Source organism: Hubeiibacter jixunmingi (genome assembly GCF_041928215.1).
GTDB lineage: Bacteria > Pseudomonadota > Gammaproteobacteria > Pseudomonadales > Moraxellaceae > Acinetobacter.
In genome coordinates this window covers 1-20,503 of record NZ_JBHFHK010000022.1, presented here as the reverse complement: position 1 = coordinate 20,503, position 20,503 = coordinate 1, and the positions used below count along the sequence as shown (strand labels likewise).

34 protein-coding genes and 3 tRNA genes are annotated in these 20,503 nt (G+C 41.6%); 31 read left to right on the top strand and 6 right to left on the bottom strand.

Features of this window, described 5'->3' with window-relative positions; genetic code table 11:
- Positions 1-379 precede the first annotated feature (379 nt).
- The 28 genes from rpsJ (at position 380) to rplQ (ending at position 13,925) form a co-directional block, all read left to right on the top strand.
- On the top strand, positions 380-691 hold the full coding sequence (gene rpsJ / locus ACEYX7_RS05170) for a 30S ribosomal protein S10 (RefSeq protein ID WP_000070912.1): 312 nt from the start codon (positions 380-382) through the stop codon (positions 689-691).
- A gap of 63 nt (positions 692-754) precedes the next feature.
- The gene (rplC, locus tag ACEYX7_RS05165; protein ID WP_374804817.1) at positions 755-1,393 is read left to right on the top strand and encodes a 50S ribosomal protein L3; all 639 of its coding nucleotides are present in this window, start codon (positions 755-757) and stop codon (positions 1,391-1,393) included.
- A gap of 11 nt (positions 1,394-1,404) precedes the next feature.
- The gene (gene rplD, locus ACEYX7_RS05160; RefSeq protein ID WP_374804818.1) at positions 1,405-2,007 is read left to right on the top strand and encodes a 50S ribosomal protein L4; all 603 of its coding nucleotides are present in this window, start codon (positions 1,405-1,407) and stop codon (positions 2,005-2,007) included.
- Complete coding sequence (gene rplW / locus ACEYX7_RS05155) at positions 2,004-2,324, top strand: 50S ribosomal protein L23 (protein ID WP_374900276.1); 321 nt, start codon at positions 2,004-2,006, stop codon at positions 2,322-2,324. The genes rplD and rplW overlap by 4 nt, the downstream gene beginning before the upstream one ends.
- A gap of 11 nt (positions 2,325-2,335) precedes the next feature.
- On the top strand, positions 2,336-3,160 hold the full coding sequence (rplB, locus tag ACEYX7_RS05150; RefSeq protein ID WP_374900274.1) for a 50S ribosomal protein L2: 825 nt from the start codon (positions 2,336-2,338) through the stop codon (positions 3,158-3,160).
- Positions 3,161-3,180: 20 nt separating this feature from the next.
- Positions 3,181-3,456, top strand: coding sequence for a 30S ribosomal protein S19 (rpsS, locus tag ACEYX7_RS05145; protein WP_374804821.1), 276 nt, complete (start codon positions 3,181-3,183; stop codon positions 3,454-3,456).
- An 11-nt stretch (positions 3,457-3,467) separates the two neighbouring features.
- Positions 3,468-3,797 carry a 50S ribosomal protein L22 gene (rplV, locus tag ACEYX7_RS05140; protein ID WP_374804822.1) on the top strand — a complete coding sequence of 110 codons (330 nt, stop codon included), beginning with the start codon at positions 3,468-3,470 and terminating at the stop codon, positions 3,795-3,797.
- Between the two features lies 1 nt (position 3,798).
- Entirely contained in the window at positions 3,799-4,545 is a 747-nt protein-coding gene (rpsC, locus tag ACEYX7_RS05135; protein ID WP_374804823.1) for a 30S ribosomal protein S3, read from the top strand.
- Between the two features lie 3 nt (positions 4,546-4,548).
- Positions 4,549-4,962 carry a 50S ribosomal protein L16 gene (gene rplP / locus ACEYX7_RS05130; protein ID WP_374804824.1) on the top strand — a complete coding sequence of 138 codons (414 nt, stop codon included), beginning with the start codon at positions 4,549-4,551 and terminating at the stop codon, positions 4,960-4,962.
- Positions 4,962-5,159 (top strand): 50S ribosomal protein L29, encoded by a 198-nt coding sequence (gene rpmC / locus ACEYX7_RS05125; protein WP_374900273.1) that lies wholly within the window; start codon positions 4,962-4,964, stop codon positions 5,157-5,159. The genes rplP and rpmC overlap by 1 nt, the downstream gene beginning before the upstream one ends.
- The gene (rpsQ, locus tag ACEYX7_RS05120; protein ID WP_374900271.1) at positions 5,156-5,413 is read left to right on the top strand and encodes a 30S ribosomal protein S17; all 258 of its coding nucleotides are present in this window, start codon (positions 5,156-5,158) and stop codon (positions 5,411-5,413) included. Before rpmC ends, rpsQ begins: the two co-directional genes overlap by 4 nt.
- Positions 5,414-5,502: 89 nt before the next feature.
- Entirely contained in the window at positions 5,503-5,871 is a 369-nt protein-coding gene (rplN, locus tag ACEYX7_RS05115) for a 50S ribosomal protein L14 (RefSeq protein ID WP_005018345.1), read from the top strand.
- A gap of 9 nt (positions 5,872-5,880) precedes the next feature.
- Positions 5,881-6,198: a 50S ribosomal protein L24 gene (gene rplX / locus ACEYX7_RS05110; protein ID WP_374804827.1), complete on the top strand. Its 318-nt coding sequence runs from the start codon at positions 5,881-5,883 to the stop codon at positions 6,196-6,198.
- Positions 6,199-6,213: 15 nt separating this feature from the next.
- Positions 6,214-6,750 carry a 50S ribosomal protein L5 gene (gene rplE, locus ACEYX7_RS05105; protein ID WP_374804828.1) on the top strand — a complete coding sequence of 179 codons (537 nt, stop codon included), beginning with the start codon at positions 6,214-6,216 and terminating at the stop codon, positions 6,748-6,750.
- A 9-nt stretch (positions 6,751-6,759) separates the two neighbouring features.
- Entirely contained in the window at positions 6,760-7,065 is a 306-nt protein-coding gene (gene rpsN / locus ACEYX7_RS05100; protein ID WP_374804829.1) for a 30S ribosomal protein S14, read from the top strand.
- Positions 7,066-7,077: 12 nt separating this feature from the next.
- Entirely contained in the window at positions 7,078-7,473 is a 396-nt protein-coding gene (gene rpsH, locus ACEYX7_RS05095) for a 30S ribosomal protein S8 (protein WP_374804830.1), read from the top strand.
- A 13-nt stretch (positions 7,474-7,486) separates the two neighbouring features.
- Positions 7,487-8,020 carry a 50S ribosomal protein L6 gene (rplF, locus tag ACEYX7_RS05090; protein WP_374804831.1) on the top strand — a complete coding sequence of 178 codons (534 nt, stop codon included), beginning with the start codon at positions 7,487-7,489 and terminating at the stop codon, positions 8,018-8,020.
- 14 nt (positions 8,021-8,034) lie between these two features.
- Entirely contained in the window at positions 8,035-8,385 is a 351-nt protein-coding gene (gene rplR, locus ACEYX7_RS05085) for a 50S ribosomal protein L18 (protein WP_374804832.1), read from the top strand.
- Positions 8,386-8,387: 2 nt separating this feature from the next.
- Complete coding sequence (gene rpsE / locus ACEYX7_RS05080) at positions 8,388-8,885, top strand: 30S ribosomal protein S5 (protein ID WP_374804833.1); 498 nt, start codon at positions 8,388-8,390, stop codon at positions 8,883-8,885.
- Positions 8,886-8,891: 6 nt separating this feature from the next.
- Positions 8,892-9,068, top strand: coding sequence for a 50S ribosomal protein L30 (gene rpmD / locus ACEYX7_RS05075; RefSeq protein WP_282463630.1), 177 nt, complete (start codon positions 8,892-8,894; stop codon positions 9,066-9,068).
- Between the two features lie 3 nt (positions 9,069-9,071).
- Positions 9,072-9,512: a 50S ribosomal protein L15 gene (gene rplO / locus ACEYX7_RS05070; RefSeq protein WP_374804834.1), complete on the top strand. Its 441-nt coding sequence runs from the start codon at positions 9,072-9,074 to the stop codon at positions 9,510-9,512.
- An 11-nt stretch (positions 9,513-9,523) separates the two neighbouring features.
- Positions 9,524-10,852 (top strand): preprotein translocase subunit SecY, encoded by a 1,329-nt coding sequence (gene secY / locus ACEYX7_RS05065; protein WP_374900278.1) that lies wholly within the window; start codon positions 9,524-9,526, stop codon positions 10,850-10,852.
- A 36-nt stretch (positions 10,853-10,888) separates the two neighbouring features.
- Positions 10,889-11,005: a 50S ribosomal protein L36 gene (gene rpmJ / locus ACEYX7_RS05060; RefSeq protein WP_000867907.1), complete on the top strand. Its 117-nt coding sequence runs from the start codon at positions 10,889-10,891 to the stop codon at positions 11,003-11,005.
- A 109-nt stretch (positions 11,006-11,114) separates the two neighbouring features.
- Positions 11,115-11,471, top strand: a complete 357-nt coding sequence (gene rpsM / locus ACEYX7_RS05055; protein ID WP_273778404.1) for a 30S ribosomal protein S13 — start codon at positions 11,115-11,117, stop codon at positions 11,469-11,471.
- Between the two features lie 19 nt (positions 11,472-11,490).
- Positions 11,491-11,877, top strand: coding sequence for a 30S ribosomal protein S11 (rpsK, locus tag ACEYX7_RS05050; protein ID WP_374804835.1), 387 nt, complete (start codon positions 11,491-11,493; stop codon positions 11,875-11,877).
- A 12-nt stretch (positions 11,878-11,889) separates the two neighbouring features.
- Positions 11,890-12,516, top strand: coding sequence for a 30S ribosomal protein S4 (gene rpsD / locus ACEYX7_RS05045; RefSeq protein ID WP_374804836.1), 627 nt, complete (start codon positions 11,890-11,892; stop codon positions 12,514-12,516).
- A gap of 15 nt (positions 12,517-12,531) precedes the next feature.
- Positions 12,532-13,539 (top strand): DNA-directed RNA polymerase subunit alpha, encoded by a 1,008-nt coding sequence (locus ACEYX7_RS05040; protein ID WP_374804837.1) that lies wholly within the window; start codon positions 12,532-12,534, stop codon positions 13,537-13,539.
- 17 nt (positions 13,540-13,556) lie between these two features.
- Entirely contained in the window at positions 13,557-13,925 is a 369-nt protein-coding gene (rplQ, locus tag ACEYX7_RS05035; RefSeq protein WP_374804838.1) for a 50S ribosomal protein L17, read from the top strand.
- Between the two features lie 88 nt (positions 13,926-14,013).
- On the opposite strand, the gene mutM is transcribed toward rplQ, so the two are convergent.
- The 6 genes from mutM to rnr all read right to left on the bottom strand — a co-directional run bounded on the left by mutM (position 14,014) and on the right by rnr (position 19,881).
- Positions 14,014-14,847, bottom strand: a complete 834-nt coding sequence (mutM, locus tag ACEYX7_RS05030) for a bifunctional DNA-formamidopyrimidine glycosylase/DNA-(apurinic or apyrimidinic site) lyase (RefSeq protein ID WP_374804839.1) — start codon at positions 14,845-14,847, stop codon at positions 14,014-14,016.
- 87 nt (positions 14,848-14,934) lie between these two features.
- Positions 14,935-15,666 carry a DsbC family protein gene (locus ACEYX7_RS05025; RefSeq protein WP_374804840.1) on the bottom strand — a complete coding sequence of 244 codons (732 nt, stop codon included), beginning with the start codon at positions 15,664-15,666 and terminating at the stop codon, positions 14,935-14,937.
- Between the two features lie 157 nt (positions 15,667-15,823).
- Entirely contained in the window at positions 15,824-16,141 is a 318-nt protein-coding gene (locus ACEYX7_RS05020; protein WP_374900269.1) for a hypothetical protein, read from the bottom strand.
- A gap of 53 nt (positions 16,142-16,194) precedes the next feature.
- Positions 16,195-16,524: a hypothetical protein gene (locus ACEYX7_RS05015; protein WP_374803231.1), complete on the bottom strand. Its 330-nt coding sequence runs from the start codon at positions 16,522-16,524 to the stop codon at positions 16,195-16,197.
- A 30-nt stretch (positions 16,525-16,554) separates the two neighbouring features.
- Positions 16,555-16,893, bottom strand: coding sequence for a hypothetical protein (locus ACEYX7_RS05010; RefSeq protein WP_374803229.1), 339 nt, complete (start codon positions 16,891-16,893; stop codon positions 16,555-16,557).
- Between the two features lie 183 nt (positions 16,894-17,076).
- Positions 17,077-19,881, bottom strand: a complete 2,805-nt coding sequence (gene rnr, locus ACEYX7_RS05005; RefSeq protein ID WP_374803227.1) for a ribonuclease R — start codon at positions 19,879-19,881, stop codon at positions 17,077-17,079.
- 315 nt (positions 19,882-20,196) lie between these two features.
- Between rnr and ACEYX7_RS05000 the strand changes: the two genes are divergently transcribed.
- The 3 genes from ACEYX7_RS05000 (at position 20,197) to ACEYX7_RS04990 (ending at position 20,501) form a co-directional block, all read left to right on the top strand.
- Positions 20,197-20,289 (top strand) — tRNA-Ser (locus ACEYX7_RS05000).
- A 31-nt stretch (positions 20,290-20,320) separates the two neighbouring features.
- Positions 20,321-20,397: transfer RNA gene (locus ACEYX7_RS04995), tRNA-Arg, on the top strand.
- A 30-nt stretch (positions 20,398-20,427) separates the two neighbouring features.
- Positions 20,428-20,501, top strand: a tRNA-Arg gene (locus tag ACEYX7_RS04990).
- Positions 20,502-20,503 lie beyond the last annotated feature (2 nt).

Below are 20,503 nucleotides of genomic sequence, written 5' to 3'. Positions count from 1 at the left end.
CTTGCCAAAACACAAAATTTGGCATCAATATCTTCATGATATTTGCACGGAATAATATAGCTGACATTGCATATAAAAGCATTCTTTTGATAAAAAAATTTTGTAAAATCACGTAAAATCAAGCTATACAGCCCAACTAAGCCTTGCTTTATTTATTATAGCATTGTATAATTAATCACTTTCTACAATTGATAGAAAGCGTTATCCGCCATAGATGCGTGATAATGTATCGTTACAGTCGTGGCATCGATCACGACCATAGTGATTTTCACTGCCCTTGACACTCGTGGTCTTGGAATGTTTTCTTGCGAGAATATTTTGAGATAAATGAGGTGCGTCATGGGTGATTCTTTACATTTTAAGCTTGGAGTTTACTGGTATGTCTAACCAGAGAATCCGTATCCGTCTTAAGTCTTTTGATCATCGTTTAATTGATCAATCAGCTCAAGAGATCGTAGAAACGGCTAAACGTACAGGTGCGCAGGTATGTGGTCCAATTCCTATGCCAACACGTATCGAACGTTTTAACGTTTTAACTTCACCACACGTGAATAAAGATGCACGTGATCAGTACGAAATCCGCACTTATAAGCGTCTAATCGACATCGTACAACCAACAGACAAAACTGTTGATGCATTGATGAAATTGGACTTGGCTGCGGGTGTTGATGTTCAGATCGCATTGGGATAAGGCTTGTCGGGTGATTAAATCCTAATTCGATTTAATCAGCTGTATTTTAAGAGGTTTAAACATATGGCTATTGGTCTAGTCGGTCGTAAGTGCGGTATGACGCGCATTTTCACAGAAGCCGGCGTTTCTGTGCCAGTCACAGTGATCGAAGTCGATCCAAACCGTATTACACAGATCAAAACACTTGAAACTGATGGTTATCAAGCTATTCAAGTGACTACTGGCGAACGTCGCGAATCTCGCGTAACGAATGCTCAGAAAGGTCACTTTGCAAAAGCGGGTGTTGCTGCTGGTCGTTTGGTGAAAGAATTCCGTGTTACTGAAGCTGATCTTGAAGGTCGCGAAGTAGGCGGTACTATCGGTGTTGATTTGTTTGAAGTAGGTCAAGTTGTTGACGTTACTGGACAATCAAAGGGTAAAGGTTTTCAGGGTGGTGTTAAGCGTTGGAACTTCCGTACGCAAGATGCTACACATGGTAACTCTGTATCTCACCGTGTACTTGGTTCTACAGGTCAAAACCAAACTCCAGGTCGCGTTTTCAAAGGCAAAAAAATGCCAGGTCACTTAGGTGATGAACGTGTAACAGTACAAGGTCTTGAAATCGTTTCTATCGATGCTGAAAAATCAGTATTGGTTGTAAAAGGTGCGATTCCAGGTGCAACTGGCGGTGACGTAATTGTGCGTCCTACCATCAAGGCTTGAGGGGAAATAACGTGAATTTAAAAACTGTTTCCGGCTCTGCGGTTGAATTATCAGAAGTAGCTTTTGGTCGTGAATTTAACGAAGCACTTGTACACCAAGTCGTTACAGCTTACTTAGCTGGCGGTCGTCAAGGTACGCGTGCTCACAAATCACGTGCTGATGTATCTGGTGGTGGTAAAAAGCCATTCCGTCAAAAAGGTACAGGTCGTGCGCGTGCGGGTTCTATTCGTAGCCCTATCTGGGTTGGTGGTGGTAAAACTTTTGCTGCTCGTCCACAAGATTGGTCTCAAAAAGTAAACCGTAAGATGTACCGTGGTGCGATGCAATGTATTTTGGCTGAATTAGTTCGTCAAGATCGTTTAGTATTGGTTGAAGAGCTACAAGTTTCTGCACCAAAGACTAAAGAATTGCTTGCAAAATTAAATGAATTGAATGCAACACGTGCATTGATCGTTACAGATGCTGTAGACGAGAATTTGTATCTTGCTGCACGCAACATTCCACACGTTGATGTGGTTGATGCAACTGCGATCAATCCTGTAAGTTTGGTTGCATTTGATAAAGTTGTGATGTCGGTTGCTGCTGCAAAGAAAATTGAGGTAGAACTCGGATGAACAACGAACGTATCTATCAAATTCTAAAAGGTCCTGTTTTTTCTGAGAAAGCACAGGTACTTGGCGAAACTGCTGGTGTTCAAGTATTTAAAGTTGATATCAATGCAACTAAACTTGAAATTAAAAAAGCGGTAGAACAACTTTTTGGTGTTGAAGTGTTGAAAGTCAATACAACCATCACTAAAGGTAAAACCAAACGCTTTGGTCGTACATTAGGACATCGTTCTGATGTGAAAAAAGCATACGTCACCCTGAAAGCTGGCCAAGATGTTGAAATGGCTGACTTGGGCGATACCGCAAATACGACAGCGGAATAAGGACGGAAATTATGCCTATTCAAAAATGTAAGCCAACGTCGCCAGGACGTCGCTTTGTGGAGAAAGTGGTTCATGACCATCTTTACAAGGGTCGTCCATTCGCAGCGTTGACTGAAGCTAAAAAACGTACTGGTGGTCGTAACAATAACGGTCACATCACGACGCGTCACGTAGGTGGTGGTCATAAACAACAGTATCGTATTATTGACTTTAAACGTAACAAAGATGGTATTCCAGCGGTTGTTGAACGTATCGAATACGATCCAAACCGTACTGCTCACATCGCATTATTAAAATATGCTGATGGCGAGCGTCGTTATATCATTGCACCTAAAGGTTTACGTGCAGGTGATACAGTACAATCTGGTAACGATGCACCAATTCGTCCAGGTAACTGTTTACCACTTCGTAACATGCCATTAGGTTCTACATTACACAATGTTGAATTAAAAATCGGTAAAGGCGCGCAATTAGCTCGTTCAGCTGGTACTTCAGTTCAATTGTTGGGTCGTGATGGTTCATACGCAATTGTGCGTTTGCGTTCAGGCGAAATGCGTAAAATCCACGTAGAATGCCGTGCTGTAATTGGTGAAGTTTCTAACCAAGAAAGCAACTTGCGTTCACTTGGTAAAGCAGGTGCTGCACGCTGGCGTGGCGTTCGTCCTACCGTTCGTGGTATGGCGATGAACCCAATCGATCACCCGCACGGTGGTGGTGAAGGTCGTAACAAGGGTATCCAACCAGTGAGCCCATGGGGTCAAAAAGCGAAAGGGTACAAGACTCGTACCAATAAGCGTACGACTAAGATGATTATTCGTGACCGTCGCGTCAAGTAACAAGTAAAGGAATTTGACTAATGCCTCGTTCATTGAAAAAAGGTCCATTCGTCGATGCGCACTTGTTCGCTAAGGTTGAAGCGGCTGTTTCGAGCAATTCTCGCAAGCCGATCAAAACTTGGTCTCGTCGTTCGATGATTCTTCCAGACTTTGTTGGTCTAACAATTTCTGTACATAACGGTCGTAACCACGTTCCAGTAATCGTTACTGAACACATGGTAGGCCATAAATTAGGTGAATTTGCGCCGACTCGTACATATCGTGGTCATGGTGTAGATAAGAAGTCTAAACGTTAATAGGTGTGATGATGGAAGTTACTGCAAAATTACGCGGTGCCGCTATCTCGGCACAGAAAGCACGTTTAGTTGCTGATCTAATCCGTGGTAAATCGGTTGCGCGTGCACTTGATATTTTAAACTTCAGCAATAAGAAAGCAGCTGTTTTGGTGAAAAAGACACTAGAATCTGCAATCGCAAATGCTGAACATAACAACAGCTTAGATGTTGATGACCTTAAGGTGACTACAATTTTTGTTGACGAAGGAATGAGCTTAAAGCGTATCATGCCTCGTGCAAAAGGTCGTGCAGACCGTATCACCAAGCGTACTTGTCACATCACAGTTAAGGTAGGAGTTTGATATGGGTCAGAAAGTCCATCCGATCGGCATCCGCCTTGGTGTTGTGAAGCGTCATAACGCTAATTGGTATGCTAATCCAAAACAGTATTCAGAATACTTGATTAAAGACCTACAAGTTCGTGAATTTTTATTCAAAGAGCTTAAAGGTGCAATGGTCAGCAATATTCTTATCGAACGCCCTACTGGTGCTGCTAAAGTGATTATTAGCACTGCACGTCCAGGTGTGGTGATCGGTGCGAAAGGTGCTGACATTGAAAAATTACAGCGTAAACTCAGCACAATTATGGGTGTACCTGTACAAGTAAGTATCAATGAAATCGACCGTCCAGACTTGGATGCACGTCTAGTTGCTGAAGGTATTGCTTCTCAATTAGAAAAACGTGTGATGTTCCGTCGTGCTATGAAACGTGCTGTACAAAATACAATGCGTGCTGGTGCAAAAGGTATCAAAGTTGAAGTATCAGGCCGTTTAGGTGGTGCAGAGATTGCACGTACTGAATGGTATCGTGAAGGTCGTGTGCCATTGCATACACTTCGTGCTGATATCGATTATGCAACGATGCGTGCAGAAACAACTTACGGTACGATTGGCGTAAAAGTATGGATCTTCCGTGGTGAAATCTTGGGTGGCATGAAACAAGTCATGAACCCAGCACCAAAAGAAGAGCGTCCAGCGAAGCGTGGTCGTGGTCGTGGTGAAGGTCAAGAGCGTCGTAGCCGCCGTGACCGTGCAGACAAGGGAGAATAATCCATGTTGCAACCTAAACGTACCAAATTCCGTAAAGTGCACAAAGGCCGTAACACTGGTCTAGCACAACGTGGTAACACTGTCGCTTTCGGTACTATCGCACTTAAAGCAACTGAACGTGGTCGTATGACTGCACGTCAGATTGAAGCAGCGCGTCGTACGATTAGTCGCCGTGTTCGTCGTGGTGGTAAGATTTATATCCGTGTATTCCCAGACAAGCCAATTACTGAAAAGCCATTAGAAGTTCGTATGGGTAACGGTAAAGGTAATGTGGAATACTGGGTATGTGAAATCAAACCTGGTAAAGTCCTCTACGAGATGGAAGGTGTAAACGAAGAGTTAGCGCGTGAAGCGTTCACTTTAGCAGCTGCTAAGCTACCGTTTAAAACCACTATCGTAACTCGGACGGTGATGTAATGAAAACTAAAGATCTACGTGAAAAATCGGTAGAAGAATTGAAAGCTTTGCTTGATGAGCAACAGCTTAACCAATTCCGTCTTCGTATGGCTCAAGCAACAGGTCAATTGGCTAAAACTCACGAAGTGACTTTGGCTCGTAAAACTGTAGCTCGCATCAAGACCCTCCTTACCGAAAAACAGGGGAACGGACAATGAGTGAAAAAACAGTCCGCACTTTGACGGGTAAAGTCGTAAGCGACAAAATGGAGAAATCTATTGTTGTGCTTATCGAACGCCGCGTTCAACACCCGTTGTATGGCAAATCAATCCGCCGTTCAACGAAACTACATGCTCATGATGAAAACAATACCGCTAAAGTCGGCGATATTGTAACCATCAAAGAAAGCCGCCCTATTTCTAAGACTAAAGCTTGGACTTTAGTAGAAGTTGTAGAAGCTGCTGCTGAGTAAAATTAGGTTCTTGTTGCATCATTAGCCAAATTCGGGTAGGATATACACCTTTCGAATGGCTTGGTGATGCACGGTTTTGGAGTAGGGCAATGATTCAGACCGAAACGATGCTCGACGTAGCAGATAACAGTGGTGCACGCCGCGTACAATGTATTAAAGTACTTGGTGGTTCGCATCGTCGTTATGCTTCAGTTGGCGATATTATTAAAGTAACTGTAAAAGAAGCAATTCCACGTGGTCGTGTTAAAAAAGGTGACGTGATGAATGCTGTTGTTGTGCGTACAAAATTTGGTATTCGTCGTCCAGATGGTTCTTTGATCCGTTTTGATGACAATGCTGCGGTTTTGTTAAACAATAACAAAGCTCCGATTGCGACCCGTATCTTTGGACCAGTGACACGTGAACTTCGTACTGAACAGTTTATGAAGATCATTTCATTGGCGCCAGAAGTTCTATAAGAGGCAATCATGGCTAAGATCAAAAAAGGCGATACCGTTATCGTTATCGCAGGTAAAGAAAAAGGCAAACAGGGTACTGTTTTGTCTGTAAGTGAAGATCGTATCCTTGTGGAAGGTCTTAACTTAGTTACGAAGCATAAAAAGCCAAACCGTGTTACAGGTGCCGAAGGTGGTCTTGTAAAACAGGAAGCTTCGCTTCATATCTCAAATGTGGCAATTTTAAATGCTACAACCCAAAAGGCTGACCGTGTTGGTTACCAAACGATTGATGGCGTGAAAACTCGCGTATACAAATCGAATGGTGAAGCAGTGGCGGTAGCGAAGTAATAGGTTGAAAAGGCAATGGCCAGACTTAGAACACGTTATAATGACGAAATCAAGGCAAAACTTAAAGAAGAGTTAGGTCTTGAAAACGTAATGCAAATTCCACGCATTACAAAAATCACCCTTAACATGGGTGTTGGTGCAGCAGCGACTGACAAAAAATTGTTAGATGGTGCAGTAGCAGATATGACTCTTATTGCTGGTCAAAAACCAGTAGTAACTTTGGCTCGTAAATCTATCGCTGGTTTTAAAATCCGTGATGGTTGGCCAATTGGTTGTAAAGTTACCCTTCGTGGTGATCAAATGTATGAGTTTTTGGATCGTTTAATTTCGATTGCAATTCCTCGTATCCGTGACTTCCGTGGTTTTTCTTCAAAATCATTTGACGGTCGTGGTAACTACTCAATGGGTCTAAAAGAGCAAATCGTATTCCCAGAAATCGATTTTGATAAAATCGATCGTATCCGCGGTATGGATATTACCATTACGACGACTGCTCGCAACGATGATGAAGGTCGTGCACTGATGCGTGCATTCGGCTTCCCGTTCAAGTAAGAGGTCGATATGGCTAAGAAAAGTATGGTTAATCGCGAACTTAAACGCGAACAAACTGTTGCAAAATTCGCTGCTAAGCGTGCTGAGTTAAAAGCGACTATCGCTAATACTCAAGCAAGCGAAGAAGAGCGTTTTGACGCAATGTTGAAATTACAAGCATTGCCACGTAATGCTTCACCTGTACGCTTACGTAACCGTTGTGGTTTGACTGGTCGTCCGCATGGTTATTTCCGTAAGTTCGGTTTAAGCCGTAACATGTTACGCTTAAAAGTAATGCAAGGTGATGTACCTGGCGTTGTGAAGGCAAGCTGGTAAGGAGCTACAAAGATGAGTATGCAAGATACCGTTGCCGACATGCTAACACGTGTTCGTAACGCACAAATGGCTAAGAAAGAAAACGTTTCTATGCCAAGTTCTAAATTAAAAGTTGCTATTGCAAACTTGTTAGAACAAGAAGGTTATATTTCAGGTGTTGAAGTTGAGCAAGAAGGCGTAAAGTCTACACTTACTTTGACCTTAAAATATTTTGAAGGCAAACCAGTTATCGAAACCATCAAGCGTGTAAGCCGTCCAGGTTTACGTCAATATCGTGGTAAAGATGAACTACCTAGCGTTAAGCAAGGTTTAGGTATTGCAATTATTTCTACAAGCCAAGGCCTCATGACTGACCGTGCAGCACGTACTGCTGGTTTAGGTGGTGAAGTTTTAGCTTTTGTTTCTTAATAGGTGATTCCTCATGTCTCGTGTGGCTAAAGCCCCAGTAACTGTGCCAGCAGGCGTAACAGTTACTCAGAACGGCCGGCAGGTCGAAGTGAAAGGCAGTAAAGGTACTTTGTCTTTCAACCTGCATGCGCTGGTCGAGCTAAAACAGGAAGAAGGCCAGTTGAAACTTGCACCTACCCAAGAGTCGAGAGACGCTTGGATGCAAGCTGGTACTGCTCGCGCTGTTTTAAATAACCTTGTAAAAGGTGTTAGCGAAGGTTTTGAACGCAAACTTCAATTGGTTGGCGTTGGTTATAAAGCAGCTGTAAAAGGCGATGTGATCAATTTAAGCTTGGGTTATTCTCACCCAATCGATCACGCTTTGCCAGCAGGTGTAACTGCTGAAACACCAACTGCAACAGAAATCATTTTGAAATCTGCTGATAAACAATTGTTGGGTCAAGTTGCTTCAGAAATCCGTGCATATCGTTCTCCAGAACCTTATAAAGGTAAAGGTGTTCGCTATTCGGATGAAGTTATCCTTCGTAAAGAAGCTAAGAAGAAATAAGGCGCGAGGTTCTAATGAACGAAAAGAAACAATCCCGTTTGCGTCGTGCAAAAAGCACACGCTTGCACATCCGTGCATTGGGTGCGGCTCGTTTGTGTGTAAACCGCACACCGCGTCACATTTATGCACAAGTTATCTCTGCTTGTGGTGGCAAAGTATTAGCACAAGCTTCTACTTTAGACGCTACATTACGCAGTGGTGCTACTGGTAACGTTGAAGCAGCGAAGAAAGTCGGTGCTTTAGTTGCAGAACGCGCTAAAGCAGCTGGCGTTACAGCAGTTGCATTTGACCGTTCTGGTTTTAAATATCATGGTCGTATCAAAGCTTTGGCTGATGCTGCTCGCGAAGGCGGCTTGGAGTTCTAATCATGGCAAAAGTTGAACAAAACGAAGGTTTCGTTGAGAAACTGGTTGCCGTTGATCGTGTAGCCAAAGTGGTAAAAGGTGGTCGTATCTTCTCTTTCACAGCATTAACTGTGGTTGGTGATGGTAATGGTCGTGTCGGTTTTGGTCGTGGTAAAGCACGTGAAGTTCCAGCTGCTATTCAAAAAGCACTCGAAGCTGCTCGTCGTAACATGATCACTGTCGATCTTAAAGGTACAACCTTACAACATCCTGTAAATGCACGTCACGGTGCAAGCCGTGTTTACATGCAGCCAGCCTCTGAAGGTACTGGTGTAATTGCAGGCGGTGCAATGCGTGCCGTTTTAGAAGCAGCAGGTGTACAAAACGTACTTGCTAAATGTTATGGTTCTACAAACGCTGCAAACGTAGTAAATGCAACCTTTAAAGGCTTGCGTGATATGACTTCTCCTGAGCAAGTCGCTGCGAAACGTGGCAAATCAGTAGAAGAAATTCAAGGGTAATCAATCATGAAAACGATTAAAGTTACCCAGACTAAGTCATCTTCGCATCGTTTGAAAAATCACAAACTTTGCTTGAAAGGTTTAGGTCTGCGTCGCATTGGTCATACGGTTGAAGTACAAGATACTCCATCAAACCGTGGTATGATCAATAAAGTTTACTATATGGTCAGTGTAGAGGAATAAGCCATGACTCTGCGTTTAAATGAACTATCACCTGCAGAAGGTGCAAAACGTGAACATCGCCGTTTAGGTCGTGGTATCGGTTCTGGTGTTGGTAAGACTGGTGGTCGTGGTATCAAAGGTCAAAAATCTCGTAAAAGTGGTGGCGTTCGTCCAGGCTTTGAGGGTGGTCAGACTGCATTGTACCGTCGTTTACCAAAATTTGGTTTCACTAGCCAAATGGCACTTACAACTGCTGAAGTTCGCTTATCTGAATTAAATAAAGTTGAAGGTGATGTCGTTAGCCTAGAGACTTTGAAAGTTGCGAATATTGTACGTAAAAATATGTTACGTGCTCGCATCATTTTGTCTGGTGACGCTGCTCGTGCTTATACAGTGCAGGGTGTTGCTGTGACTAAAGGTGCTAAAGCTGCAATCGAAGCCGCTGGCGGTAAAATCGAGGGGTAATCTCTGTGGCTATGTCTCCTGACTCAACTAGTCATGTACATGTTCAAAAAAGACAATCTTTTTATGGCAAGTATCGTGACATTATTCACCGCTTAATGTTCTTATTTGGAGCATTATTGGTATTTCGTCTAGGAGCGCATATTCCAGTCCCTGGTATTGATAATGCTGCACTTGCCCAGTTCTTTCAACAAAATAGTCAAACATTTGTTGGGCTATTTAATATGTTTTCGGGTGGTGCATTAGAGCGGATGTCTATCTTTGCGTTAGGCATCATGCCCTATATCTCTGCTTCTATTATTGTGCAACTGATGACGGCCATTGTGCCGTCATTAGAGGCATTGAAGAACGAAGGTGAGCAAGGGCGACGTAAAATTAATCAGTATACTCGTCAAGGTACTTTATTGCTTGGATTCGTTCAAGCTGCAGGTATGTGTGCTGGTCTGATTAGTCAAGGTATTACTGTGACTACAGGCATGGCATTCTTTATTCCGGCGTTAACTTCGTTGTTAGCTGGAACGATGTTCTTGATGTGGTTGGGTGAACAAATCACTGAACGTGGTGTAGGTAATGGTATTTCAATGATTATCTTTGCAGGTATCGTTGCAACTTTACCAAATTTAGTGGTTCAGGCACTCTCAGCTGATAATGTTGATATCATTAAAATATTTGTATTTGGTGTGCTTACTCTGGCTGTAATGGCAGCGATTGTTTATATTGAAAAAGCACAACGTCGTGTTCCTGTGAATTATGCACAGCGTCAACAAGGGCGTCGTATTTTCTCTGCACAACAGACACATTTACCTTTGAAAATCAATATGGCAGGTGTTATTCCTGCAATTTTTGCCAGCTCATTGTTATTGTTTCCAGCGAGTTTGGGGCAGTGGGTAGGTAGCTCAGATCCAAATGCCAATGCTTTTAAGCGTGGCTTGCAGGATTTTGCATTATTATTATCACCAGGTAGCACGTTATATCTCGTAATATTCGGTGTCTTAATTATATTCTTCTGTTATTTTTATACCGCTTTAATGTTTAGCCCTAAAGAAGTTGCAGAGAATTTAAAACGTAGCGGTGCCTATGTCCCTGGTATTCGTCCAGGTGAGCAAACATCACGCTATTTGGATCATGTACTCAATCGTCTGACCTTTATTGGTGCAATTTATATGATGGTTGTATGTTTGATGCCACTTATTTTGCAAAATTCATTTGGTGGCAACTTACATTTAGGTGGTACATCATTGCTGATTGTAATTGTAGTTGTGATGGATTTCATGGCACAGTTGCAAGCACACTTGACTTCACATCAATACGATAACCAAACATTGATGAAAAAGTCGACTTAATATCCGTAAGGATAAATTGAAACAGAGGTTTTTATCATGAAAGTTCAAGCTTCAGTGAAAAAAATTTGCGGTAGCTGTAAAGTGATCCGTCGTAATGGGGTAATTCGTGTGATTTGTAGCGCGGAACCTCGTCATAAGCAGCGTCAAGGTTAATTTTCTAATCCAGACCTGTTGATTAATTAGGTAAAATAGCGTAGAATCTGCCTCTCAAGATTTTTGAAAGGCAAATTTTACTATATTTTGCCTTGTTGGAGAAAAGTCAATGGCTCGTATTGCCGGTGTAAACATTCCGGATAACAAGCATGCTGTTATCTCTTTAACGTATATCTTTGGTATCGGTCGCCATACTGCTAAAAATATTTTAGCTGCTGTGGGTATCGCACCAACGACGAAAATTCGTGAATTAGATGACGCACAGCTAGATGCGATTCGTGCAGAAGTTGCTAAGGTTCCTACCGAAGGTGATCTTCGTCGCGAAATTTCTATGAACATTAAACGTTTAATGGATTTAGGCTGCTATCGCGGTCTTCGTCATCGTCGCAGCTTGCCTGTCCGTGGTCAACGCACCAAAACTAACGCACGTACTCGTAAGGGTCCGCGCAAACCGATTAAAAAGTAAGATTTTTGGAAGCTAAAAGATGGCTAAAGATACTCGCACACGCAAGAAGGTCACTCGTACCGTCTCTGAAGGTGTTGCACACATTCACGCGTCTTTTAATAACACCATTGTTACCATTACCGATCGTCAAGGTAATGCACTGGCTTGGGCCACTTCAGGTGGACAAGGCTTCCGTGGATCACGTAAATCAACACCATTTGCTGCTCAGGTAGCTGCTGAAGTTGCTGGTAAAGCAGCTTTGGAATATGGTTTGAAAAACTTGGACGTCCTTATCAAAGGTCCTGGTCCAGGTCGTGAATCTGCGGTTCGTGCATTAGGTGCAGTGGGTTATAAGATTAACAGTATTACCGATGTGACCCCAATTCCTCACAACGGTTGCCGCCCGCCTAAAAAGCGTCGCGTATAAGGAGAAACATTCATGGCTCGTTATATTGGTCCAAAATGCAAGCTCTCTCGTCGCGAAGGGACGGACTTACAGTTGAAATCTGGCGTCAAACCATTTGACGTAAAGACAAAAAAACATGCCAAAGCGCCTGGTCAACATGGTCAAGTGCGTGGTGCAAAACAATCTGAGTATTCACTACAATTACGTGAAAAACAAAAAGTACGTCGTATGTACGGTGTTTTAGAGCGTCAATTTAGTAATTACTATAAAGAAGCTGCTCGCGTAAAAGGTGCAACAGGTGAAAACTTGTTGAAATTACTCGAAAGCCGTTTAGATAACGTTGTTTATCGTATGGGTTTTGGTTCTACACGTGCAGAAGCTCGTCAGTTGGTCAGCCACCGTTCTATTACTGTTAATGGTCGTCGTGTAAACATCGCGTCTATTCAAGTAAAAGCGGGTGACGTGATTGCAGTTCATGAAGGTGCTAAACAACAATTGCGTATCAAAAATGCAATTGAATTGGCTACACAACGTGGTATTCCAGCTTGGGTCGAAGTTGACCATACTAAGATGGAAGGTACCTTTAAGTCTGCTCCAGATCGTTCTGACTTGTCAGCTGAAATCAACGAAAGCTTGATTGTAGAATTGTATTCTAAATAATCCTTGAGGTGGCAAATGACGCGTACTGCAAACGAATTCCTTACTCCGCAAGCGATTAAAGTCGAAGCGGTAAATGGAACTTCGGCAAAAGTAATTCTTGAGCCTTTAGAGCGTGGCTTCGGTCACACGCTAGGTAATGCTTTGCGTCGCATTCTGTTGTCTTCTTTGCCAGGCGCTGCCGTGGTTGAAGTAGAGATTGAAGGCGTTGAGCATGAATATAGCACTTTAGAAGGCTTGCAGCAGGACATCGTCGAGCTCTTGCTGAATCTGAAAGGATTGTCGATCAAACTGTTCGATCAAAACGAAGCATATTTGACATTGGACAAGCAAGGCGCTGGTGAAATCACTGCTGCTGATTTAAGCTTGCCGCATAATGTTGAAATTGTAAATCCAGAGCATTTAATTGGTACTTTGAGTGCAAACGGTCATTTAAAAATGCGTTTGAAAGTCGCTCAAGGTCGTGGTTATGAGACCTCGGATTCTCGTTTCCCTGAAGGTGAGACACGTCCTGTCGGTCGCTTGCAACTTGATGCAAGCTACAGTCCAATTAAACGTGTATCTTACACAGTAGAAAATGCTCGTGTAGAACAGCGTACAGATTTGGACAAGCTTGTTATTGATCTTGAAACCAATGGTACTGTAGATCCTGAAGAAGCAATTCGTAAGGCTGCGACTATCTTGCAACAACAAATCGCGATTTTTGTTGATTTGCAAAAAGATCAAGCACCTGTTGCACAAGAGCCACGTGAAGAAGTAGATCCAATCTTACTTCGTCCAGTGGATGATTTAGAGCTTACTGTTCGTTCAGCGAACTGTTTGAAAGCAGAAAATATTTACTACATTGGTGATCTTATCCAACGTACCGAAGTTGAGCTATTAAAAACGCCTAACTTAGGTAAAAAATCGTTGACTGAGATTAAAGATGTGTTGGCTTCAAAAGGCTTACAACTCGGCATGCGTTTAGAAAACTGGCCACCAGCTAGTTTACGTATGGACGATCGTTTTGCCTATCGTAGCCGTTAATTGTAGGACTATTTCCCATGCGTCATCGTAATAGTGGTGTGAAATTAGGCCGTACTAGCAGCCATCGTAAGGCGTTGTTCCAAAACTTAACGAATGCACTTGTAGAGCATGAGTTAATCAAGACAACCCTTCCGAAAGCGAAAGAACTTCGCCGTGTTGCTGAGCCTCTAATCACTTTGGCTAAACACGATACAGTAGCAAACCGCCGTTTGGCATTTGCTCGTACTCGTAGTGCAGCTACAGTGGGCAAGTTATTTACTGTACTTGGCCCACGCTATAAAGAGCGTAACGGCGGTTACTTACGAGTTCTTAAAGCGGGCTTCCGTGCTGGTGATGCAGCACCGATGGCTTACGTTGAGCTTGTTGACCGTGATGTTAATGCTTAATTAGCAAATATTAGTGTAGCAATACATTAAAGATAAACCCCGTTGAGTAATCACGGGGTTTATTTTTTATCTAATTTTAAAATAACAATTAGCGTTTTTTGACTTTTATCGGCTGACATTCAGGACAAAATACACTGGCACGCTGTCCCAATTTGATATTTTCTAATGTCGTTTCGCAATTGACGCACATTTCACCAGCACGTCCATACGCCAATAAAGTTTGTTGAAAATAACCATTTTCCCCCACAGCATTAACAAAATCCCGTAGCGTTGAACCGCCCAATTGAATCGCTTGTTGTAAAATCAATTTTACTTCTGCTACCAAAGCAATAATTTCTTTTTTCGTTAAAGACTTGGCAGGACGGGCAGGGTGAATACCGACTTTAAATAGGCTTTCTGTTGCATAAATATTACCCACACCAACAACAATATGATTGTCCATAAGAGCGACTTTGATGGCAGTATTTTTATTTTTTAATTTTTCTATCAAATAATCGGCATTAAAATCATCGCTTAATGGCTCAGGTCCTAAGGTATCAATCAATTTCTTTTGATGCTGTTCATCTAACCATAACAAACAGCCAAAACGTCTTGGGTCATGATAACGTAATTGCAAATCATCTTCGCCATCGCCAAAATGAAAAATCACATGGTCATGCTTGCGTAATTCGCTATTGGCTTTACAAATGCGAAAACTACCCGACATACCCAGATGCCATAGCATCTTTTGCCCAGAAAAATCGGCAATAATATATTTAGAGCGACGTTGTAAATCGGTTAAAGTTTTACCAATTAATAGATTTAAATCATCAGGCACAGCCCAACGCAAACTGGCTTGGTGTACGGTGACGGCTGTGACTTGTTGTCCGAGCAATGGCAAGAGGCTGGCTTTGGTGGTTTCGACTTCGGGTAATTCAGGCATAATGTTTTATTAAAAAATAAAAGAAAGTTATTTATATGCTTTGCTGAATGATTTTAGATAATCATCTGCAAAGCACGATTTTACGATTTAATTGCTTTTACTACCATCTAATACTTTCTGCAATTGCTCGGCAGGCATTGCCCCCGCAATACGGCGACCGTCTTGTAAAATAATGGTTGGTGTGCCCGTGACTTTTAACTGATTGCCTAAAGCAAGATTTTTGCTGATTGGGTTATCACAATTGGCATTGGCAGTCGGTACAGTGCCATTCAACATAAAGTCAGCCCATGCTTTGCTTGGATTGCTAGAGCACCATACTTTTTCAGCGATTTGGGTTTTGGTGGTGTGGTGTTGGTCTTTAATCGGGTATAAGAATGTGTAAATGGTTAGATTGTTCATTTTTGCCAATTCTTTTTCTAATTGTTTGCAATAAGGACAATCAGGATCGGTAAAAATATATAGCGTATGTTTGCCATTGCCTTTTACGGTTTTAACTGCTTGATTTAATGGTAGTTGTTTGACATCGACTTTATTGAGTTCTTGTTCACGTTGTTGGGTGAGATTGATTTGATTTTTAAAATCGACCAAATTACCCACCATAAAATAATCGGCTTTGCTGTCGGTATAGACCAAGCTTCCATCATCCAGTTGTAATTCATATACGCCTTGCATCGGTGTTTCTGCGGTGACTTTAATCGGCATATCAGGGTATTTGCTGTTTAATAATTGCTGTAGGGCAGGGGTGTTGGCATAAGCAGGGGCGATAAATACAGTAGAAATGGCAAGTGCGGTACCGCCTAAAAAGTGACGCAATTTCATAAAAAAACTCGTAAAATGCAAATAAAATCAATTATCGCCAAAAGTAGGCAAATAGCAAGTTGGATTTGGTAAATAGAAAATTTTCAATGCTTTTCATCGGTTAAATATTTTCAAAGCAATAAAAATTAGGACATATATTCATATACCCTAAATCTAATTAATTTAACTTACAAGCTTGGCTATCTGCATATCTATAACAAACACCACGGGGTAAAGAATTATCTTTATAGCCTTTTCGTTCCATGCAAAGTTGTGATTTGACATAATCATTCTTATTATTTACTAGCATATTTATATTATTAAATACACTTTCAAATCCACAATTCAACATATCAGCCTTAACGATTTCAGAAGAAACATCTGAAATTTTATGTTTATAATATCCTTCGTAACTGTATTGCAAAGGCTGTCCCATTCTTGTCGAACAACCTATTGATAATAAAGCTATTAAAGCAACTGAGAATAATTTAATCATTTTTTACTCCATTTATTTATAGGATATAGGATGCATATCAAGTTCAAAATATATCACTGATGCTTTTGACGGTTTTGGCATGCTTCGGTATTTTTCAAAGAATAAACACTACAGATACCTTTTCCTACGGCAGGATCTTTATATCCTTTTTGTACCATACACATCACTGATTTTACGTACTCATTTTTATTAGTATTAAAATATTCAGCTTCGTTATTTACATCAGGAAAACCACACGCTCGCATATCCTGCTTAATGATTTCATCATTACGAACGTGATAGCCTTGGAATACTTCATAACCTTTAGGCGGTGGCTGAAAATCTCTCTCACTAATACAGCCAGTCATTAACAAAACGCTTGCTAATATCATCAATTTTTTCATGGTGCGATTTCCTTAGATTTCGGTTGAATGCTATTTCTTTTGACGGTTTTGGCAGGCAGGTTTGGTTTGATACAATGGATGTAAACATACAGTTGATTGTTGTATAGAAGAGTTTTGATAATTTTTTTCTTCCATACATAACATAGCCTTAATGTATTGTGTATCTTGCTTGTCGTTTGATGAAATATAGCCAGTATTAGGACTTTCAAATCCGCAAGCCAGCATATCATTTTTCACAATTTCAAATGACACGTCTCCCTTTTTTTGTTTATAAAAATATTCCCAAGCATCAGGTGGTGGCTGGAAACCTCTCTCGCTAATACAGCCAGTCATTAATAAAACACTTGCTAATATCATCAATTTTTTCATGGTGTTACTCCCTTTAATTTTAAATAAATTAGCCAAAATGCTGACATCATAAATCATAGCATTTTGGTACTATCCATACGACTTTAAAATAAATCCACTTTATATGAAACAAAAAAAAGAAGAAAATGCTTTCTTCTTTTTTACTAAGTTTAAAAAATCTTTATTTCACAAGAGATTGATGAATCAATCTTCTGCACGACGTTTTGCATTGGATTTTTTTGACTTTTTACGCTTGGGCTTATCTTGTGATTTCTTGGCTTTTTCATCTTTGCCTTTTGATTTCAGCTTGTCTTTGGCTTTATCTTTTGGCTTTGAGTCATGCTTCGATTTCTCGTCTTTGCCTTTTTTGGCTTTATCTGACTTGGACTTTTTGTCTTTTGCCTTGTCTTTAGGCTTTTTCTCAGCTTTAGAGACGTTGTCACTGGTATTTTCTGCTGACACAGTGCGTTTTTCCGCTGATGGCTCAACCGTTTTCGACACAGGCTTTGTTACAGCTTGCTCATCATTTGGTTTTGTATGAACAGATTGTGTATCAGCTTGAGCAGTCACTGATTTTTGAGCTTTGGCTTTTTTACTTGACGCTTCGGCAACGTGTTGTTGCGTAGCTAAAGCTTGCTGTTGTACCGCATTAGACTTGGCTTTTGGCTTGCTATTTGGCGTATTGGCGACTTTTGCTTGATTGCTTTCGCCAACCGCTTGCGTACGCTCAGCAGATGGATTTTTGCTTGGACGAGATTTGCCTTGTCTGTCATTGCTATTGGCGCGTGGGGCTTTTTCACGCACAGCATGACCGCCACTGCTGATTTGTTTTACCAAGACAAAATCAATTTTACGTTCTTCCAAACTTACGCCTGCGACTTTGATACGGACTTTATCGCCAAGGGCAAAAATTTGTCCATGATTTTGTCCAGTCAAACGCTGTAAACCATTGTCATAAACAAAATAATCTTCGCCCAATTGACTGATATGCAACATACCATCGACAAACAAATCGCTTAAGGTAACGAACAAACCAAAGTCAGTCACAGCGGTAATCACACCATCAAACTCTTCGCCCAAATGCTGTTGCATATAATGGCATTTTAACCAACTGGTGACACTGCGAGAGGCTTCATCGGCACGGCGTTCGGTTTGTGAAAAATGCTCGCCTGCTTGTTCTAGTGCTTGTCCATCAATTGGATACGGCTTTTCTAACAATTTGGCTTTGATGGCACGATGCAATAATAGGTCAGGATAACGACGAATTGGCGAAGTAAAATGCGTATAAGCATCATAAGCCAAGCCATAATGTCCTGCATTTTTTGGACTGTAATAGGCTTGCATCATCGAGCGTAACAATACTGCATGAATACTTGTGGCATCAACACGGTCTTTGGTGGCATCAATAATGGCTTGATAATCGGCTTGGGTTGGCTGTTCTGGGAAAGAAAAACCGAGCAGTTTGACATAGTCACGCACTTTTTGAATACGGCTAAATTCTGGGGCTTCATGCACACGATACAAAATTGGAATCTCATTTTTGAGTGCATAATCGGCTGATGCCGTATTTGCCAACAACATACATTCTTCAATCAAACGATGGGCATCATTACGAGTACGTGGCAAAATGGTTTGAATCGCACCTTTATCATCAAAAGTCATATAGGTTTCGACCGTTTCAAATTCCATCGCATGACGTTGCTGACGTAATTCTAATAAGGTGTGGTAAAGCTGATTCAGCGTATTGATGGATTTTTCAATGGCTTTTTGTTGATTGGCATCTTCATGTTGCGGTAGAGCTGAGCTATTTCCACCCAAATAATCTGCCACTTGGTTATAGGTCAAACGTGCTTTGGAATGCATTACGGATGGATAAAATTCATACTTAGTCACTTTGCCTGCACGAGATAAGGCCAAATCACAAACCATACACAAACGATCTACATGCGGATTCAGCGAGCATAAACCATTCGACAAAGCTTCAGGCAACATCGGCAAAACAAAATGTGGGAAATACACCGATGTACCACGCTCTTGGGCTTCATCGTCCAAAGGCTTGCCTAGTTTGACATAGTGGCTGACATCGGCAATCGCAACCACCACACGATAGCCACCACCTGGACGTTTTTCTGCATAGACGGCATCATCAAAGTCACGGGCATCTTCGCCATCAATGGTGACTAATGGCAAATCTCGCAAATCAATACGGTCTTTGCGGTCACGAGCAGTTGGCTCTTTAAATTTTTCAGCCTCGGCAACCACTTCTTCTGGAAATTCGTATGGCAAACCATATTCCAAAATCGTCGCAGGAATAATCACTTCGGTATCGGCTTTTTCTGCCATCGCTTGCACCACGTGACCTGTGGCGAATTCATCACGCGTTGGATAATCGTCAATGGCAATATGCACATGATCGCCCACTTTTAAACCAGCATGTTCGACCAATTGTTTTTCTAAAGTGATAGGTTGATGTTGGTTAATGCCATTTGGTTGTACATAAAATTCTTCTTCATGTTCAGCAACAATACCAATCAATTCTTTGACTTGGCGTTGTGTTACTTCGCTGATATAGCCTTGAATACGTCCACGACGATCGACACTGGCACTTTTCACCTTAATGCGATCACCATTGAAAACCAATCGTAATTCACGTTCTGGCAATAAAAAATCTTCATGATCAGCAATGACCGCAAAACCAAAGCCTTTTTGATTAATCTCAACGACTGCATCAAACTCTTGCTCGTCATTGCTTAGGCGATAATTTTGTCCAATACGACTAAGTTGCCCATCACGCACCATGGCATTGAGACGACGGCGTAGGGCTTCGAGATCATTTTCATCAACCAATTGAAAATGTGCAACCGCATCATTATAGCTTAGACCTTGTTCAGCTTTTTCGACCACTGATGCGATGAGGGTACGGCTTGGAATCGGGTTCTCATAACGTTGTGCTTCATTTAACGCTTCGGGATCGTTCCATGCTTGACCGTTTTGCTTAGATTTACTCATTGTTTAGATACTCTTTATAAAATGTTTCTGTGTCAGTGTAACACAAGATTTTTAAAAATGATGTGACACTTTGTATTGATTATCAAAGTGATAACACAAAAGTGAACGAAAATAATGATGCTGTCATACGATTATCGTTAAATATTGAATCAAATATTGACACAAAAATGCGTTACGGCAGTCAATAAAGATCAAAAATAAGCACAAACAATCTGTATTGCACAAAAAATAGGAAATTAAACGCAAATAACGAAAAAAATCCTAAAATGTATTTGACTAATGAAGTAAATATATATAATATGCTCACCACGTTACGGTGAGATGTCCGAGTGGCCGAAGGTGCTTCCCTGCTAAGGAAGTGTGGGGTTTATAGCCTCACCGAGGGTTCGAATCCCTCTCTCACCGCCACGAACTTGACAAAGTGATATGTAACTGAAATGCGCTCATAGCTCAGCTGGATAGAGCACTTGGCTACGAACTAAGGGGTCGGGAGTTCGAATCTCTCTGAGCGCACCAATTTTACATATATCTCATCTGTCACATTTTGCGCTCATAGCTCAGCTGGATAGAGCACTTGGCTACGAACTAAGGGGTCGGGAGTTCGAATCTCTCTGAGCGCACC

What these genes read in the sequence shown, in the direction of transcription:
- rpsJ (WP_000070912.1), top strand. Translation starts at nt 380, where the DNA reads ATGTCTAACCAGAGAATCCGTATCCGTCTTAAGTCTTTTGATCATCGT.
- rplC (WP_374804817.1), top strand. Translation starts at nt 755, where the DNA reads ATGGCTATTGGTCTAGTCGGTCGTAAGTGCGGTATGACGCGCATTTTC.
- rplW (WP_374900276.1), top strand. Translation starts at nt 2,004, where the DNA reads ATGAACAACGAACGTATCTATCAAATTCTAAAAGGTCCTGTTTTTTCT.
- rplB (WP_374900274.1), top strand. Translation starts at nt 2,336, where the DNA reads ATGCCTATTCAAAAATGTAAGCCAACGTCGCCAGGACGTCGCTTTGTG.
- rpsS (WP_374804821.1), top strand. Translation starts at nt 3,181, where the DNA reads ATGCCTCGTTCATTGAAAAAAGGTCCATTCGTCGATGCGCACTTGTTC.
- rplV (WP_374804822.1), top strand. Translation starts at nt 3,468, where the DNA reads ATGGAAGTTACTGCAAAATTACGCGGTGCCGCTATCTCGGCACAGAAA.
- rpsC (WP_374804823.1), top strand. Translation starts at nt 3,799, where the DNA reads ATGGGTCAGAAAGTCCATCCGATCGGCATCCGCCTTGGTGTTGTGAAG.
- rplP (WP_374804824.1), top strand. Translation starts at nt 4,549, where the DNA reads ATGTTGCAACCTAAACGTACCAAATTCCGTAAAGTGCACAAAGGCCGT.
- rpmC (WP_374900273.1), top strand. Translation starts at nt 4,962, where the DNA reads ATGAAAACTAAAGATCTACGTGAAAAATCGGTAGAAGAATTGAAAGCT.
- rpsQ (WP_374900271.1), top strand. Translation starts at nt 5,156, where the DNA reads ATGAGTGAAAAAACAGTCCGCACTTTGACGGGTAAAGTCGTAAGCGAC.
- rplN (WP_005018345.1), top strand. Translation starts at nt 5,503, where the DNA reads ATGATTCAGACCGAAACGATGCTCGACGTAGCAGATAACAGTGGTGCA.
- rplX (WP_374804827.1), top strand. Translation starts at nt 5,881, where the DNA reads ATGGCTAAGATCAAAAAAGGCGATACCGTTATCGTTATCGCAGGTAAA.
- rplE (WP_374804828.1), top strand. Translation starts at nt 6,214, where the DNA reads ATGGCCAGACTTAGAACACGTTATAATGACGAAATCAAGGCAAAACTT.
- rpsN (WP_374804829.1), top strand. Translation starts at nt 6,760, where the DNA reads ATGGCTAAGAAAAGTATGGTTAATCGCGAACTTAAACGCGAACAAACT.
- rpsH (WP_374804830.1), top strand. Translation starts at nt 7,078, where the DNA reads ATGAGTATGCAAGATACCGTTGCCGACATGCTAACACGTGTTCGTAAC.
- rplF (WP_374804831.1), top strand. Translation starts at nt 7,487, where the DNA reads ATGTCTCGTGTGGCTAAAGCCCCAGTAACTGTGCCAGCAGGCGTAACA.
- rplR (WP_374804832.1), top strand. Translation starts at nt 8,035, where the DNA reads ATGAACGAAAAGAAACAATCCCGTTTGCGTCGTGCAAAAAGCACACGC.
- rpsE (WP_374804833.1), top strand. Translation starts at nt 8,388, where the DNA reads ATGGCAAAAGTTGAACAAAACGAAGGTTTCGTTGAGAAACTGGTTGCC.
- rpmD (WP_282463630.1), top strand. Translation starts at nt 8,892, where the DNA reads ATGAAAACGATTAAAGTTACCCAGACTAAGTCATCTTCGCATCGTTTG.
- rplO (WP_374804834.1), top strand. Translation starts at nt 9,072, where the DNA reads ATGACTCTGCGTTTAAATGAACTATCACCTGCAGAAGGTGCAAAACGT.
- secY (WP_374900278.1), top strand. Translation starts at nt 9,524, where the DNA reads ATGTCTCCTGACTCAACTAGTCATGTACATGTTCAAAAAAGACAATCT.
- rpmJ (WP_000867907.1), top strand. Translation starts at nt 10,889, where the DNA reads ATGAAAGTTCAAGCTTCAGTGAAAAAAATTTGCGGTAGCTGTAAAGTG.
- rpsM (WP_273778404.1), top strand. Translation starts at nt 11,115, where the DNA reads ATGGCTCGTATTGCCGGTGTAAACATTCCGGATAACAAGCATGCTGTT.
- rpsK (WP_374804835.1), top strand. Translation starts at nt 11,491, where the DNA reads ATGGCTAAAGATACTCGCACACGCAAGAAGGTCACTCGTACCGTCTCT.
- rpsD (WP_374804836.1), top strand. Translation starts at nt 11,890, where the DNA reads ATGGCTCGTTATATTGGTCCAAAATGCAAGCTCTCTCGTCGCGAAGGG.
- ACEYX7_RS05040 (WP_374804837.1), top strand. Translation starts at nt 12,532, where the DNA reads ATGACGCGTACTGCAAACGAATTCCTTACTCCGCAAGCGATTAAAGTC.
- rplQ (WP_374804838.1), top strand. Translation starts at nt 13,557, where the DNA reads ATGCGTCATCGTAATAGTGGTGTGAAATTAGGCCGTACTAGCAGCCAT.
- mutM (WP_374804839.1), bottom strand. Translation starts at nt 14,847, where the DNA reads ATGCCTGAATTACCCGAAGTCGAAACCACCAAAGCCAGCCTCTTGCCA.
- ACEYX7_RS05025 (WP_374804840.1), bottom strand. Translation starts at nt 15,666, where the DNA reads ATGAAATTGCGTCACTTTTTAGGCGGTACCGCACTTGCCATTTCTACT.
- ACEYX7_RS05020 (WP_374900269.1), bottom strand. Translation starts at nt 16,141, where the DNA reads ATGATTAAATTATTCTCAGTTGCTTTAATAGCTTTATTATCAATAGGT.
- ACEYX7_RS05015 (WP_374803231.1), bottom strand. Translation starts at nt 16,524, where the DNA reads ATGAAAAAATTGATGATATTAGCAAGCGTTTTGTTAATGACTGGCTGT.
- ACEYX7_RS05010 (WP_374803229.1), bottom strand. Translation starts at nt 16,893, where the DNA reads ATGAAAAAATTGATGATATTAGCAAGTGTTTTATTAATGACTGGCTGT.
- rnr (WP_374803227.1), bottom strand. Translation starts at nt 19,881, where the DNA reads ATGAGTAAATCTAAGCAAAACGGTCAAGCATGGAACGATCCCGAAGCG.